At 48.2% G+C, this 14,807-nt stretch carries 15 protein-coding genes; 10 read left to right on the forward strand and 5 right to left on the reverse strand.

The features are described 5' to 3' along the window. Positions 1–73 precede the first annotated feature (73 nt). From murB to ACFI32_RS04120, 4 genes are all read left to right on the forward strand, one after another. A complete protein-coding gene (gene murB / locus ACFI32_RS04105) occupies positions 74–1,186 on the forward strand; it encodes a UDP-N-acetylmuramate dehydrogenase (protein WP_462625231.1) in 1,113 nt (370 codons plus the stop codon). Continuing rightward, entirely contained in the window at positions 1,152–1,937 is a 786-nt protein-coding gene (locus tag ACFI32_RS04110) for a YdcF family protein (RefSeq protein ID WP_462625232.1), read from the forward strand. Before murB ends, ACFI32_RS04110 begins: the two co-directional genes overlap by 35 nt. A 98-nt stretch (positions 1,938–2,035) precedes the next feature. Further along, positions 2,036–2,239 (forward strand): cbb3-type cytochrome oxidase assembly protein CcoS, encoded by a 204-nt coding sequence (gene ccoS / locus ACFI32_RS04115; RefSeq protein ID WP_462625233.1) that lies wholly within the window; start codon positions 2,036–2,038, stop codon positions 2,237–2,239. A gap of 104 nt (positions 2,240–2,343) precedes the next feature. Continuing rightward, the gene (locus tag ACFI32_RS04120; RefSeq protein ID WP_462625234.1) at positions 2,344–3,231 is read left to right on the forward strand and encodes a sulfite exporter TauE/SafE family protein; all 888 of its coding nucleotides are present in this window, start codon (positions 2,344–2,346) and stop codon (positions 3,229–3,231) included. Between the two features lie 110 nt (positions 3,232–3,341). Here ACFI32_RS04120 and ACFI32_RS04125 read toward each other — a convergent pair whose 3' ends face one another. Both ACFI32_RS04125 and ACFI32_RS04130 read right to left on the reverse strand, forming a co-directional pair. Next, positions 3,342–4,529: a DEAD/DEAH box helicase gene (locus ACFI32_RS04125; RefSeq protein ID WP_462625235.1), complete on the reverse strand. Its 1,188-nt coding sequence runs from the start codon at positions 4,527–4,529 to the stop codon at positions 3,342–3,344. A gap of 213 nt (positions 4,530–4,742) precedes the next feature. Further along, positions 4,743–4,958, reverse strand: coding sequence for a cold-shock protein (locus tag ACFI32_RS04130; RefSeq protein ID WP_462625236.1), 216 nt, complete (start codon positions 4,956–4,958; stop codon positions 4,743–4,745). A 578-nt stretch (positions 4,959–5,536) separates the two neighbouring features. Between ACFI32_RS04130 and aroQ the strand changes: the two genes are divergently transcribed. Both aroQ and ACFI32_RS04140 read left to right on the forward strand, forming a co-directional pair. Then, entirely contained in the window at positions 5,537–6,049 is a 513-nt protein-coding gene (gene aroQ, locus ACFI32_RS04135) for a type II 3-dehydroquinate dehydratase (protein WP_462625237.1), read from the forward strand. A 105-nt stretch (positions 6,050–6,154) separates the two neighbouring features. Beyond that, positions 6,155–7,456, forward strand: coding sequence for an ABC1 kinase family protein (locus ACFI32_RS04140; RefSeq protein WP_462625238.1), 1,302 nt, complete (start codon positions 6,155–6,157; stop codon positions 7,454–7,456). A gap of 31 nt (positions 7,457–7,487) precedes the next feature. Here the strand turns inward: ACFI32_RS04140 and ACFI32_RS04145 are convergent, their stop codons facing one another. Further along, positions 7,488–8,318, reverse strand: coding sequence for an ion transporter (locus tag ACFI32_RS04145; protein ID WP_462625239.1), 831 nt, complete (start codon positions 8,316–8,318; stop codon positions 7,488–7,490). Positions 8,319–8,698: 380 nt separating this feature from the next. Between ACFI32_RS04145 and ACFI32_RS04150 the strand changes: the two genes are divergently transcribed. The 3 genes from ACFI32_RS04150 (at position 8,699) to feoB (ending at position 12,010) form a co-directional block, all read left to right on the forward strand. Next, positions 8,699–9,448, forward strand: coding sequence for a YebC/PmpR family DNA-binding transcriptional regulator (locus tag ACFI32_RS04150; RefSeq protein ID WP_462625240.1), 750 nt, complete (start codon positions 8,699–8,701; stop codon positions 9,446–9,448). A 203-nt stretch (positions 9,449–9,651) separates the two neighbouring features. Then, entirely contained in the window at positions 9,652–9,990 is a 339-nt protein-coding gene (locus tag ACFI32_RS04155; RefSeq protein WP_462625241.1) for a FeoA family protein, read from the forward strand. A gap of 100 nt (positions 9,991–10,090) precedes the next feature. Further along, a complete protein-coding gene (gene feoB / locus ACFI32_RS04160) occupies positions 10,091–12,010 on the forward strand; it encodes a ferrous iron transport protein B (RefSeq protein WP_462625242.1) in 1,920 nt (639 codons plus the stop codon). Positions 12,011–12,268: 258 nt separating this feature from the next. Here the strand turns inward: feoB and ACFI32_RS04165 are convergent, their stop codons facing one another. Both ACFI32_RS04165 and ftsY read right to left on the reverse strand, forming a co-directional pair. Beyond that, positions 12,269–12,853, reverse strand: coding sequence for a methylated-DNA--[protein]-cysteine S-methyltransferase (locus tag ACFI32_RS04165; protein WP_462625243.1), 585 nt, complete (start codon positions 12,851–12,853; stop codon positions 12,269–12,271). A 42-nt stretch (positions 12,854–12,895) separates the two neighbouring features. Beyond that, positions 12,896–13,963, reverse strand: coding sequence for a signal recognition particle-docking protein FtsY (ftsY, locus tag ACFI32_RS04170; RefSeq protein ID WP_462625312.1), 1,068 nt, complete (start codon positions 13,961–13,963; stop codon positions 12,896–12,898). 654 nt (positions 13,964–14,617) lie between these two features. Here ftsY and ACFI32_RS04175 point away from each other — a divergent pair. Beyond that, positions 14,618–14,779 (forward strand): hypothetical protein, encoded by a 162-nt coding sequence (locus tag ACFI32_RS04175; protein WP_462625244.1) that lies wholly within the window; start codon positions 14,618–14,620, stop codon positions 14,777–14,779. Positions 14,780–14,807 lie beyond the last annotated feature (28 nt).

Below are 14,807 nucleotides of genomic sequence, written 5' to 3' on the forward strand. Positions count from 1 at the left end.
CCACTATTTATAGTGGCTATCTATTATAATGATGGCTCTTATTCCATCACTTCTTTGTTTCATAGGTTCTTTTATGACTGTCGCCTCCAGCCCTGTATCAAGCGCCACCTGTGATAGAGCAGCAGACTTATCACATGCCAACACCATGGCACTTGCTTGCAAGGCTGACACCGTCATCACCTTGACCGATGAGGCGCAGCTCGATGCACTGATGCATCCTCATGATGCGCAGTCGATGGCAGATCAGCCATGGTTTGTACTGTCTGGCGGCAGCAATGTACTGCTTCCTACGCAGTTAAAAGCCACGGTTTTGCGTCCGTTGATGCGCGGTATTATCGTTGTAGAGCAACGTGCTGAGTATGTTGACATTGAGGTAATGGCGGGTGAGAACTGGCATGAGCTGGTCACTCATACGGTCGCCCAAGGCTGGTATGGTCTGGAAAACCTTGCGTTGATTCCCGGTTTGACGGGAGCGGCACCTGTGCAAAACATTGGCGCTTATGGTGTGCAGCTCGAAGACTGTTTGACTCACGTGCAGGCTTACCATCTGCTGAATAAAACATGGCACACGCTGTCAGCGGCTGAGTGCGAGTTTGGCTATCGTGACAGCCGTTTTAAACGTGAACCCAATACATGGCTGATCACTCGTGTCGGCTTTCGCTTGCATACGGATGCGGCGCGAGTATTGGCCAGCTATGGCGATGTGCAGACGGTAGCGCAAGCACATGCCGACGCACAAAGCCGCACCCAACCTACCCCTGCTGATGTGATGCACGCCATTATCACCATTCGTCAGCAAAAACTGCCCGATCCCAAAGCACTGCCCAACTGCGGCAGTTTTTTTCAAAACCCTATTATCCCGCTTGCGCAGTTCACCGACTTACAAACAATCTATCCGAATATCGTCGGCTACCACCTGCCTGACGCCATGGTCAAGGTAGCCGCTGGCTGGCTGATTGAGCAAGCAGGGCTTAAAGGTGGCGGTATTGCACCGATTTTTACCCACAAAAAACAAGCGTTGGTGCTGACCAACCATGCCCCTTATCAAGCCACCCAAGCCGACGTGGCAACCGCGCAGCAGTATATCGCAGCGACGGTTTATGACAAGTTTGCCATCACCTTGGCGCGTGAGCCAGTGTGGGTGAACAGCAATGCGACAATTGGGCATGGCGAGTATGTGGTCTAAACGATTATGGCGCTATTATCTGCGTTCTGCTGAGCGTACGGTCAAGGTATTTCGTATTATCAATATGACTTTTATAATTGGTTCCACGACCATCATCATTGTACTGATCAGTTTGTTTACTCCGCTATTTTCACGAAGTGTGGTCTATATCTTGGGGCACTTGCCTTTGCCTTCCGTCACGGGTGCAGCGCGCAGCTCACCACCTACTGCCTATGTGGTACTTGGCGGCGGTCTAACCAACGATAAAAACAATAATACCGTACTCAATAGCTATAGTCTTCAGCGCGCGCGGGCAGCGGCGACGGCTTACCATGACCTACCTTTACCTGTGGTACTGAGCGGTGCTGAAGCCCCGTGGCTTAAACAGTGGCTTGTCGAGCATGGTATCAGCGGCATCATTAGTGAAAACGCCAGTATGAACACCTGCGAGAATGCGCGTTTTACTGCCAAACGTATTCCATTACATCATGTCTATCTGGTCACAGACAGCTACCATATGGCAAGGGCGCGGCGGCAATTTGCCTTAAATAACATCAATACCACACCGATCAATGCGCCCTTACCTGTTGAGCGTGACTGGATAGCACCTGCCCAAAATCTCAGCCATTCGCGGCGCGCTGTTTATGAAATTGCCGCTTATATGCGCGATATCTTGCATCCTCAGCCTGATTGTCGCAGTGCTGACGATGTCAGTACTGAGCAATTATTAACGCCGCGCGGTAAAGTCCAAAAAACAAAAACGGATGACTGACATAGCCATGATATTTTATCGATAACAGTGCAGTTATCGCCGCCATCGGTTTACAATCGGCGTATAATAAGGTGAAATTGCTCGCCAAGAGGTCTATAATGCTCAGCATATTTTTACTAATTCCATTGAGCTTAATGCTATTTGTAGTCGCCATCTGGGCGGTACGCTACGCGGTAAAGTCCAATCAGTTCGAGGATTTAGACAACGCCTCTCAGCGCATCATTTTAGAAGATCGGCAGGATCGGCGCAAAGTTGTTCAAGCTCATGAGCACAGCACAAATGATCGCAGTGCTGACGAGTAGACAAGATAGTCGTTTAACCCTGCATCATTGATGATGACAGCCAACAAAGCGGCGCACATAATGCCTACTCCCTTAACCTTCATTCATTTTAGGAGCGATGTCCCATGACTACAGCCTTACTTGTTGCGGCGTTATTGATGGGGTTTTTTGGTTCGCCGCATTGCTTGGGCATGTGCGGCGGTCTGGTTGCCGCATTTGGACTGTCAATGAAAGACGTCAGTCCAGCCAAAAGACGCGGCTTAGTACTGACCTATCATATTGGTCGACTACTCAGCTACGCGACGCTGGGTCTGATCGCAGGACTGGTTGGCACAACGGTACTCGCGCCGCTTATGGTAGGCAATAGTACGCCGCGTATTTTACTGGGATTGGTATTGGTCTTTGTGGGCATGATCATGCTTGGCGCACCCTTTTTGTCCAAACTTGAACGATTGGGCATGCATTTTTGGCAAGCTTTGGGGCCACTGCGCCAAAAAGTGTTTCCGCTAAATACGTTTCCACGTGCGTTGACGGCAGGCTTGCTGTGGGGGTTTTTGCCTTGCGGCTTGGTATATGGGGCGCTACTGATTGCGGTCGTCGGTCATGAACCGCTCACTGGTGCGGTACTGATGTTTGCCTTTGGTTTGGGAACCATACCGATGCTGGTGGCCACGCATGAGACCGTCGGCTGGCTGCGTCATCAAATTGGACGCTTGCGCTTACGTCAGATGAATGGTGCGATTATGATGGCATCTGGTCTGGCAGTGATCGCTGTACCCATTGTAATGTCAAACATGCATGGTGGCCATGGTGCACATGGCGGCGCGCACAGTCAAATGACGCATGGCGATCATGCGGCGATGATGTCTGAAGAAGACATGAGTCACATGCACCATGATATGGCTACCAGCCCTGATGGCTCAGAAGGCGCAGCAATGGATCATAGTATGCACGATATGAGTGATATGTCAGATATGGAGCACATGGATCATGAACACGATCATGCCCATTAAGTGGTACTCAATCTATCAATCTGAGATAACATAAATAGCAAGCCTAAAAAAGTCCGCAATGTTCATCATGGCATTGCGGACTTTTGAATATCAGCAGATCCGTAACGAGGCTATTGCCACTGTTCAAGAGTAAACTTGGTATCTAAGTGCTTCTCCAGTGCAGGCAAGTTAAACGCGTCATCTTCACTGACAAAGCTGATGCTCACCCCTGTTTGACCCGCGCGGCCAGTACGACCAATGCGGTGCACATAATCGTCTGGCTGATCTGGCAAGGTATAGTTGACCACATGGCTGATCTCATCGACATGAATGCCGCGCCCTGCCACATCCGTTGCCACCAATATCGAAGCGTGACCGTCTTTAAAACGCTGCAAATATTTTTCGCGCTTTTGCTGAATCACATCTCCTGAGAGCATCACCACTTTGTGGCCTTGACGCAGCTTGTGATACAAACGTTTGACCTGATCTTTACGATTGGCAAACACGATCACTTTGTCTACCGACTCGTCATTTAAGATACCTTCTAGCGCCGCCAACTTTTGGTCTTCGGTCAGCAGATAAAAGTGCTGATCCACCAGCTCACTGGTTTTATGCTCAGGCTCAATCTCGACAAACTGCGGCTCATGTAGCCAGCGATAAGCCAAGTTCATCACATCTTGATTAAAAGTAGCAGAAAACAATAGACTTTGGCGATCAGTATTGGGCGGCATACGACCGACCAAACGCTTGATATCAGGGATAAAGCCCATATCCAGCATGCGGTCGGCTTCATCCAATACCAAGACCTCTACCCGATCCAAATACACCATGCCTTTGTGCATCAGATCAATCAAACGACCGGGGGTCGCGACCAAAATATCCACATATTGACGCTCAAGCTCGTGCTGCTGGGTTTCGTAGTTGGTGCCGCCCATTATGCACACACTGTGCAGCGCGGTATATTTACTGAGTGCCAAACAGTCATCAAATATCTGCTGCGCAAGCTCGCGTGTCGGCGCCATAATCACGGCGCGCGGCTCGCCCAAATAGCGTGCCTCATCTGCACCAAAAGGCCGTTTGAGCAACGTCTCAATAATGGTCAGCAAAAAGGTTGCCGTCTTGCCTGTACCTGTCTGCGCCTGCCCAATAGCATCTTGGTGTGCTAACGTATGCGGCAAAATTTGGGCTTGAATATCGGTCAATTGGGTAAAGCCCAAGTCTTGAACGGCACGCATGGTGGGCTCTGACAATGGCAAATCGGTAAATGTTGTAAAATGACTCAAAAAACTATCCTTATCTGGTATGGTGGCTGCACCCATGACGATATTAACCTTATATTCATCACCATCGGTTGCAGCTCTTGTGTATAAACACAAAAAAAGCCAAGCCTAATGTCTGTATGCTACCGAGTACGCCACACATGGGCGTAGCACCAGTAGGACAAGACAGGCTTGACTTGATAGTATAGCAGCAGTTTCACCCATCATTATTGCTAAACTGCAACAATGACGTATCGACCGAGCTTATGACGATTAGGCGTCTAGTTTGGTCACTTCTTCAGCTTGGAGGCCTTTTTGACCTTCTACCACACTGAATTCAACCTTTTCACCATCTTTTAGTGAGCGGTAGCCGTCGCCTTGAATGGCGCGGAAGTGGACAAAAATGTCTTCACCGCTGTCACGTTGAATAAAGCCAAAGCCTTTTGAATCGTTAAACCACTTTACGGTACCTTGTTCACGAGCTGACATAATAGTATTTCCTAAAAATTACGCTTAGTCCCAACTTCCTTTGCAACATTGCATGTAAACGGGCACTAAGATCATGGAATCAGAATATAAAAGTATCGACCAAATGCCATTTGCCTAACAACCGCTCACAGGTGTAGCACGTTTAGACATTCACCATTTTAGTCTATGGTGACATTTGCTATCGGCGGTATCAGACACACCACTCGTAGATGTATTTGACGCGCGCTAGCTTCTCTCAAGCGAGACGACCTTGTCCTGCCGCATTTGCTAATGATGCCTGTCTTTTGAGAACTGCCTAAAAACGCATCCGTAACAAACTTGCAATATATATTGCTTAAAAAATATCATATCACGGGTTTTTAGCAACATAAAGTCTTTTACCACAATTTTGACGACTCTTAGGTTTTTTACGATATTTTTTTATCACTGACATGCCAAGCTGCTATGATAAAGGGTTACAGTCAAAATAAATCAGCCAATATGGCTTTAGATTACCGATTTTTGGCGTCTAAATACAACCAATGATATATATATCGCGTTTTATGCTATGTATAGCCCTGACATAATAAGAGATCACAATGAGCCGTAACCATACAACCACCTCAGACACACCACCACTAACGCGGCGCTTGCTACTGGTGAATGGCCCCAATCTAAACTTGCTGGGCAAACGCGAGCCTGAGATTTATGGTCATACCACACTAGCCGATATCACCAGCCAATTGAGTACAAGCGCCGCTGCACAAGCGGTTGAGATTATCGCCATTCAGTCCAATCATGAGGGCGAGCTGATCGATGCCATTCAGCACCACGGCTTGCTTGCTGATACTGATGAGCAAGTTGATGCCATTATTATCAACCCTGCGGCCTTTACTCACAGCTCTGTGGCACTGCGGGATGCTATTTTGGCCACGCAAAAACCGTTTATTGAAGTACATTTGTCCAATGTGCACAGCCGCGAACCTTTTCGCCATCATTCCTATTTGAGTGATGTGGCGACTGGCGTCATTTGTGGACTAGGTCATCTGGGGTATCAGATGGCGCTTGATTACTGGCTGGTCAATCTTTATCAAACCACGTCCAATCCCTGATAAACTCGGTAACCAAAGCAGGCTAGTTAAATCTGCACGGCTTGATTAAAATATCAGACATTGTTCATTAAAAACTCAATCAATAACTCAAACATGGTGATATGAATGGCAAAATCTTCCGGAAAACGCTTTATGCAGCTTGCTGGTATGACCGCAAGTATTGCCGGTAAGGCCGCCAAAAACTCATTAAAGCATCTCTCTAGCGATGAAGAAAAACGGATACAAGCGCGCTCTGAGCTGATGCAAGATGTTGGTATTCAGATTGCCGAGACCCTTGGCGAGATGAAAGGCGCGGTGATGAAGGTTGGGCAAATCGCCTCACAGTATAAAGATGTGTTTCCACCTGAAGTTGCTACCGCGCTTGAGAAGCTACAAAAAGACGCGCCGCCAATGCCATATGCGCAAATCCGCGCCCAAGTTGAGCGTGAGCTGGACGCACCTATTGACGAGCTGTTTACAGAGTTTGCTGAGCAGCCTTTTGCTGCTGCCTCTATCGGTCAAGTACACAAAGCCACCTTGCCCTCTGGACAAAAGGTGGTGGTCAAAGTGCAATACCCTGATGTCGACGAAAACTGCGATAGCGATCTAAAACAAGTGCGCATGGCACTAAAAATCGCAGGCGTGCTCAACATGAGCCGCCAGCTACAAGATCAGCTTTTTAATGAGATTCGCCAAAGTCTGCACGACGAGCTGGACTATACCAAAGAGGCGTACAATTTACGCGTGTTTGGCGCGTTTCATGAAGATGATACAGGACTGATTATTCCAAAGGTCATCAGTAGCCATTCCTCAAAGCGCATTTTAACGCTGACTGAGGAGATGGGGGACACGCTCAGCGTCGCTGCCACATGGGATAACGACATCAAACAAAAAATCGCCAAGCGCTTGTTTCACTTTAGTGCAGGTCAGCTGTTTAGCTTGTATCGTATGCACTGCGACCCGCACCCAGGCAACTTTGCCTTTCGGCCAGATGGTAGCGTGATTGCTTATGATTTTGGTAGCATCCGTACGTACAGCGATCAGGAGATACAGCTGTTTCGCCGTTTTGCCCAGCATGCCATTAGAGGCGATGTGACCGCGCTTGAGCAGGATTTAATCGCGCTGGGTATCCGCCGTGACGACGACAAGGACATTCCCGGTGAGTTTTATCAAAAGTGGCTGTCTATCGGTCTCAAGCCTTTGTCCATTGCCCCTTATCATCAGGGCACTTTCAACTTTGGCAGCAGTCAGGTACATCACGAAGCGATCACCCAAATGCGCACATCGTTAAAATATTTTGGACAATTTCAGCCCTCAGCGGTAACGATGATGCTTGATCGTACCGTGTCAGGCCAATACTGGAATTTGGTCAATCTGGGCGTGGAGATTGATCTGTCGCCACTGGTTGATGACTATCTCACCGTATAGTCAGCGTTAATCACGCAATAGGCGGACTGGATTATACGTGTAGCGAATGACCGCAGCGGTCACAAAACGTCGCGCCAACTGCGTGACCGAACTTGCCGCAGTTAGGACAAGTGATAGGCTGTAACTGCGGGCGCATATTACGTGCCAGCTCTGAGGTAAAAATACCTGTCGGTACCGCAATGATAGAGTAACCCGTGATCATCACCATCGATGCAATCGCTTGCCCAAGTGGGGTCTTGGGCGACATATCGCCATAGCCGACTGTGGTCATGGTCACAATTGCCCAATAAATAGACAGCGGGATACTGGTAAAGCCATTTTCTGGCCCTTCAACCACGTAAATCACCGAGCCGAAAATCGTTACCAGCAGCACTAAAGATAAGAAGAATACCGTGATTTTTTGTTGGCTGGTCTTAAGCGCTGAGGCCAGAAAACCTGCTTGCTGCATGTACGCTTTGAGCTTGAGCACACGGAACACACGCAAAATCCGTAAGATCCGCACCACCAGCAGATACTGCACCCCAACAAACATCAGACTGAGATAGCTGGGCAGCACTGACAGCAAATCCACAATCCCAAAGAAGCTAAAAATATACCGCAGGCGGTTTGGCGCTGAAAACAGCCTGAGCAAGTACTCCATCGTGAATAAAATGGTAAAAAACCATTCGGCATAAAAAAACAGTGTGCCATATTGCAAGCGCATATACAGCACACTGTCAAGCATCACCACCGCCACACTGGCCAAAATGGCAATCAATAACACGATATCAAAAATCTTACCCAAGCGCGTGTCTGTGCCTTCAATGATGATATGAATGCGCTTACGCAGGTTGGTAATGGCTTCAGCAGTTGGTTGCTTCATGGCGGCAATAACATCACAAGGTCAGTGGCTATGTCAAAGATAAAGAGAAAATGAGCGGTCTCATCAGGGTATGGGTAAGCTTGGATTGGTATAACCGCCGATAAGTGGTTTATAATATTCAGCACCAATAAAACGCCCTACACTGCGTGCAGACAGCCACAGTGTAGCAAAAAACCGCTGTCAACAACATACCATTCGTTTACTTACCCGTAAGCTTGACTGGCACTGTTGATAAGCGCTGCTCGCAAATCGACATTAATGAGCCAAGCGCTGGGTATTGCTATGTCATGTCCGTGACGATTAAAATGCCTGAGTACACGACAGTGGGTTTTATACACAGTATGCAGTCACACCAACCGTAACAGTTAAGGATAAAGAGTATGGCAGGCCATTCAAAATGGGCAAATATCAAACACCGCAAAGCCCGTCAGGATGCAGTGAGAGGTAAAATATTTACCAAAATTATTCGTGAAATCGTCTCAGCGGCTAAGCAAGGCGACCCCGACCCTGACAAAAACCCACGCCTGCGTGCCGTTATCGAAAAAGCCCTGTCCGTCAATATGACGCGCGACACCATTAACCGCGCTGTTGACCGTGGTACAGGCGGCGGTGATAACGAAAATATGGAAGAAGTCAGCTACGAAGGTTACGGGGTTGGCGGCGTCGCTGTACTGGTCGAAACCATGACTGACAACCTCAATCGTACCGTCAGCGAAGTACGTCATGCCTTTACCAAAAATGATGGTAATCTTGGTACCTCAGGGTCAGTGGCTTACTTGTTTACCAAGCGCGGTGAGATTACGTTTAATGATTTGAGCTTAGAAGAAGACATCATGCTGGTGGCCCTAGATGCAGGCGCGCTCGATATCGAAAACGATGGTGAGCGTTTACTGGTCATCACTGAATGGGAGAGCTTCGGTCAAGTCCAAGATGCGCTCAATGCCGCAGGTTTCGCCTCTGACAATGCAGAAGTCACCATGTCGCCCTCGACGGCGGCCGAAATCGACAATGTGGATGATGCCGAAAAAATCATAAAAATGATTGATATGTTAGAAGACGCTGATGATGTGCAGGAAGTTTATACCAATGTTAACTTCTCTGCTGACGTTATGGCGCAGCTTGAAGGCTAAGCCAACTGTTATCATTCACGCACTTTCTATTGGGTCACCTAGCACCCTTTTTAGGTACCAGATGGCATTGCGCCCTCTGGTGCGCGGCTGATAGCAATCATTTTTTACAGTGGTTGTGTTCCTGATTGTCGAGGCATATAATTGGTTAAACAATAATAGTAATTATTATTATTTGCAAAAATGCAGATAACTAAGGATTCTTTATGAGTGTAACCACACTATCCGATTGTGCCGTGGCGACAAGTAAAATGAAGTCCGAAGACCACCAAAGCACGCATTCACCTGTGTGCTCATTGCTTGATCTAAACAAACGACAACCCGCTATCATCGATGACATCATCGCCAATCCTCGCTTCGGTGATATTGATTCTGCGATCAGTCAGCGATTACAAGACTTGGGCTTTTTACCCAACACCATCATTCACATTGTTGCCAAAGGCCTCTTTGGTAAGCCACCTTATGCTGTGCAACTCAGCACTGGCGCCCAGTTCAGTTTACGTGCCGATGAGCTGCTAAAAATCAGGTGTCGCGCCGTCACCTAAGCTGCATCCCACATAATCATTCTTTTTGAGTCTGTTCCGCCCGCTCGCGTGAACTATAAGACTCTTTGTTATTCATTTTTAAGTGGCGGTGTCTTCGCTTATGTCCTCCTCTGCATCTTTTACTGTACCTACTATCGATACAACTGCTAGTACCAAACCGATAACACTGGCGTTAGTGGGTGCGCCCAACTGCGGTAAAACGGCAACCTTTAACATACTGACTGGCTCCAAAGCCAAAGTCGCCAACTACTCTGGCGTCACTGTCGATAAACGCAGTGCGCCCTTGCTCGGTCATACTCAAGTCAATATTTTAGATCTGCCGGGTACTTATAGCTTAAAAACTGCCAGCTTAGATGAAGAGGTCACGCGTAAAGTGCTGTTTGGTCAGATGGTTGGCGAGGCTGTCCCTGATGGGATCATTTTTGTGGCGGATGCGACCAACTTGCGTATGTCACTACGTATGCTGTTTGAGCTAAAAAATTTAGGGCTGCCTATAGTGGTTGCCCTAAATTTGAGCGATGTGGCGCACAGTCGTGGTCTGGTCGTCGATGAATCAATACTGTCAGAAGCGCTTGGCGTACCCTTTGTCAAGACGGTGGCTATCAAACGTAAAGGCTGCGCGCAGCTACTTACGATCACTAATGATCTGATCGCCTATATTTCAGGTAGCGACAAGCCAATTCATTTCTTTGATACACAATGTGATACTCAGGCGATGTATCAACAGGCCGACGAGGTATTGAGCCGTGCGGTAACCCGCGCCCAGAGACTGCCCAAATGGCATGAGCGTTTAGATCAGTTGACCCTGCATCCAGTCATCGGGGTGATGATTTTACTGGCAATCTTATTTATCATTTTTCAGGCAGTATACGCGTGGGCTACGCCGCTGATGGATGGTATTGAGGGCGTAGTGGGCAGTATCGGTGCGCTACTGACGCAGTGGCTGCCTGATGGCATTTTGCAAAGTCTCATTGTGGATGGGGTTGTCGCTGGTGTTGGCAGTGTTGTCGTGTTTATCCCTCAGATCACTTTGCTGTTTTTGTTTTTATTGATTTTGGAGGACTCTGGCTATTTGCCGCGAGCTGCCTTTTTGCTGGACAACTTATTGGCAAAGGTGGGACTGTCTGGGCGCTCATTTATTCCGCTGCTGTCAGGTTTTGCATGCGCGGTGCCAGCGGTGATGTCGACCCGTACCATCCCCAGTCACAAAGAGCGACTGGTGGCGATTGCCGTTTTGCCAATGCTGACCTGCTCAGCGCGGCTGCCGATTTATGCTCTGATTATTGCTGCCGTGATTCCTAGCCAAACGGTATTGGGCATTTTTAATTTACAAGGTTTGACCTTATTTGTTCTTTATGTTGCAGGAACCTGTTCTGCGGCATTGGTATCATGGCTGTTTAAGCATTTTCATAGTGCAAAATCAGAATCCGCTGCGTTTCCCTTATTGATGGAGCTGCCTACGTACCGTATGCCGAACGTCAAGCACATCACTGGCGAGCTGTGGGACAAAGTAAGCACCTTTTTGCGCCGTGCAGGTACGGTGATTTTTGCCCTTTCTGTGATTTTATGGGTGCTGGTGACTTTCCCCGCTGCCCCGACTGACGCAGCGGGTCCTGCCATTGATTATAGCTTTGCTGGCATGCTGGGGCATTTGATTGAGCCTATTTTTGCGCCCATTGGCTTTACTTGGCAGATGTGTATCTCCTTAATCCCCGGCCTTGCGGCACGTGAGGTTGTGGTGGCCGCACTCGGCACGGTCTACGCGGTCGGTAGTGTGGGTGATGAGGCGATTAACCAGACCTTGATCCCCATCATTCATGCGCAGTGGGGCTTGGCGACAGCATTTGCCTTTTTGGCATTTTATGTCTATGCGCCCATGTGCTTGGCAACACTCGCCGTGATTCGCCGCGAGACCAAATCGTTGCAGCAAACATTGGTCATCACAGGGTATTTATTTGTCTTGGCATATACGATGGCATGGGTCGTTTACCAAATAACGGGACGCGTTTTAGGGTTTTAAGGCATCATTATGAGCATATGGTTAGAGTATTTTTTAATATTTTTGATTGTGGCGGTCTCTATCTATTACGTCTGGACAAAGATTTTATTTAAAAAGTCTCAAGGCTGCTCTGGCTGTAATAAATGTGGCAAGTAGCATAAATACGCTACCAATATTAAGAGGTAACAAAGCCCCAATGCGGTATCTGCATTGGGGCTTTATTAGCGCGTGTCATCATTTAGATAGCGAGGCTTAAAGAGGCGAACGATGCGCCAATCGTTATGAGCGACAACTGACCCCTTCAATCGCTAACAAATACACTTTTTTATCCAGCCCGCCCGTATAACCGCCCAGCTTACCATCGCTTGCAATCACGCGGTGGCAAGGTACGATAATACTAAAAGGGTTTTTGCCATTGGCTTGCGCCACCGCACGGAACCCTTTGGGACTCTCCACGCGCTGCGCGAGCGTGGCATAGCTGATGGTCTCGCCATACTCTATGCCTTGTAAAGCGCGCCATACGCGTTGCTGAAACGCAGTACCGATAGAAAAATCTAAAGGTAAATCCAATATCTGACGCGTGCCAGCAGCGTAGTCTCGCAGTTGGGAAATCGTCTCTATTAACAGTGCTTGTATAGGGTCATTCATGCTTAGGCTATTACTGTCTATAAAGGTAAAGTCACCATCTGTCAGACCATAATACTTTTTAAGCTTAGGAATAGATTTTGAGTGATGCCAAGCGTTACCTGCCAGCAGCCAGTTGGCCTCGGCAAGCATGGGACGACTGTGCTTACCAGTATGCCCATTACTATGTGCAATCAAGGTTAGCTGATAGGAGCCAAAGGCTGCTGTGGTAACGATCATTGTTTACTCCCAACGTCTTTATCAGAAAAACTCTGACCCACTTTACGCTTTATCATCAGTCTCAAACAAGGCCGCCACAAACTGCTTAGGACTAAAGGCACGCAAATCGTCGATCGACTCGCCGACCCCGATATAGCGAATTGGTACATCAGTGGTTTCAGCGATATTGAATACCACACCGCCTTTGGCCGTACCATCCAGTTTGGTGATGGTGATACCAGTGAGCGGTACCGCTTGGTTAAAGATTTCTACTTGGTTGATGGCATTTTGACCCGTGCCTGCATCCAGTACGATCATGCCTTCATGCGGAGCGCTAGGGTCAGCCTTACGCATCACGCGCACCACTTTTTCAAGCTCAGCCATCAAGTGTGATTTGTTTTGCAAGCGGCCTGCGGTATCGGCGATCAGCACGTCGATATTTTTGGCTTTGGCCGACTGCATGGCATCAAAGATCACAGAAGCACTGTCTGAACCGTGGCCTTGAGCGACCACAGGAATATCGTTGCGCTCACCCCATATCTGTAGCTGCTCGGTCGCCGCTGCACGGAAGGTATCACCTGCCGCGAGCATGACCGACTTACCCTCACCTTGTAGGCGTTTGGCCAATTTGCCGATGGTAGTGGTCTTGCCCACACCATTAACCCCAACGACCAAAATCACAAACGGTTTTTTGCTGGTATCGATCACCAAAGGCGCCACTTTTGGCGCAAGGATATCAACCAGCTCGCTTTGCAATGCTTTGTATAAAGAATGCGAGTAAATCAAGTCGCCACGAGCCGTCTGTTCCGTCAAGCTCTTGATGATGCGGTTGGTAGCACTGACCCCAATATCCGCAACGAGCAGTTGATCTTCGACTTCTTCTAACAATTCATCATCGATCTCTTTACCACCGATCAAAATATTGACCATGCCTTCGGCTAAGTTTTTGCGCGACTTGGTTAGGCCTGATTTCATACGGTTAAACCAGCTGCCCTTCTGACGACCGCCAGTTTCTTCAGTCTCGTCGGCAGGGCTAGCTGATAGGTCACTGTCTGGTGTGGTAATGCTGGCAATGGCATTATTGGTCGCGGCAGGTACAGCACTATCGCCCAATTGCTCTTGCAATGGCATGGCAGGCACAGCAGAGGAATTGCTGGTACGCGGTGTCTCAGATTCTGGCATGCTGGGCGTTGTGCTTTCGGTGCCGCTATCGACTTCAGCTGAGACGATCGGTGCACCAAGGGCGATATCCTCTACGCGCTCATGGTCGGCAGGGTTTTTGTTGACCGACTTGTCTGCGTGACGCTCGTTGATCAAGGTATCTGGTGTGGTCTGAGCTTCTGGCTCATCCACGATAGGTACTGCTTGCGCGGGTAAGCTTGGTAAAGTGATGTCATCATCTAAATCATCAAGATCACCATCAAGATTGATAACCACACGATTGCTGTTGTTTGGATTGTTCATAATGTCGCCCTAAAAGTTAGCATAATGTCAGTAAGCGCTGGCACAGCGTTTGTCATTAACAGTCGTTTTTATCTTTTGCCATAGTTTAGCATAATTCGCAGGATGCTCAGCTCCCTGATAACCATACGGGCAGTAGTATCATTTTTATAATAAGAAAGTTTTGCTTAAGGTTTGGACACAAATATATGACGCTGCATCACAAAGGCTGCGCTAGAGTTTGCATACCTTATATCAACAAGCTTGGTGGTATGGATGCTGGCTGGTTGTTCCTTGTCCACCAACCATGCTTACACACGTTTATCTGTTAGGAATCTATCTTTTATGCCAATCGCTCAAATCCCTAAACCTCGATATTCAAAACGCTTTGAAGTGTGTTTATCTGCTATTGTGGTTGCCTTTACGCTCACGGCTACAGGCTGTAGCACCACACCAGCGGTTAAGCCAACCGCCAGTGTGATGGTCGGCGCGCACACGTCATTATGATAACCTTGTCGCGCCTTTTTATATAGAT

The organism is Psychrobacter sp. PSi21, from assembly GCF_054960615.1.

Bases quoted from the DNA above. Each gene is read 5' to 3' on its own strand.
- ACFI32_RS04155 (WP_462625241.1), top strand. From the start codon at position 9,652: ATGAGTGTAACCACACTATCCGATTGTGCCGTGGCGACAAGTAAAATG.
- ftsY (WP_462625312.1), bottom strand. From the start codon at position 13,963: ATGCCATTGCAAGAGCAATTGGGCGATAGTGCTGTACCTGCCGCGACC.
- ACFI32_RS04125 (WP_462625235.1), bottom strand. From the start codon at position 4,529: ATGGGTGCAGCCACCATACCAGATAAGGATAGTTTTTTGAGTCATTTT.
- ACFI32_RS04145 (WP_462625239.1), bottom strand. From the start codon at position 8,318: ATGAAGCAACCAACTGCTGAAGCCATTACCAACCTGCGTAAGCGCATT.
- ACFI32_RS04120 (WP_462625234.1), top strand. From the start codon at position 2,344: ATGACTACAGCCTTACTTGTTGCGGCGTTATTGATGGGGTTTTTTGGT.
- ACFI32_RS04150 (WP_462625240.1), top strand. From the start codon at position 8,699: ATGGCAGGCCATTCAAAATGGGCAAATATCAAACACCGCAAAGCCCGT.
- ACFI32_RS04110 (WP_462625232.1), top strand. From the start codon at position 1,152: ATGCGACAATTGGGCATGGCGAGTATGTGGTCTAAACGATTATGGCGC.
- murB (WP_462625231.1), top strand. From the start codon at position 74: ATGACTGTCGCCTCCAGCCCTGTATCAAGCGCCACCTGTGATAGAGCA.
- feoB (WP_462625242.1), top strand. From the start codon at position 10,091: ATGTCCTCCTCTGCATCTTTTACTGTACCTACTATCGATACAACTGCT.
- ACFI32_RS04130 (WP_462625236.1), bottom strand. From the start codon at position 4,958: ATGTCAGCTCGTGAACAAGGTACCGTAAAGTGGTTTAACGATTCAAAA.
- ACFI32_RS04165 (WP_462625243.1), bottom strand. From the start codon at position 12,853: ATGATCGTTACCACAGCAGCCTTTGGCTCCTATCAGCTAACCTTGATT.
- aroQ (WP_462625237.1), top strand. From the start codon at position 5,537: ATGAGCCGTAACCATACAACCACCTCAGACACACCACCACTAACGCGG.
- ccoS (WP_462625233.1), top strand. From the start codon at position 2,036: ATGCTCAGCATATTTTTACTAATTCCATTGAGCTTAATGCTATTTGTA.
- ACFI32_RS04140 (WP_462625238.1), top strand. From the start codon at position 6,155: ATGGCAAAATCTTCCGGAAAACGCTTTATGCAGCTTGCTGGTATGACC.
- ACFI32_RS04175 (WP_462625244.1), top strand. From the start codon at position 14,618: ATGCCAATCGCTCAAATCCCTAAACCTCGATATTCAAAACGCTTTGAA.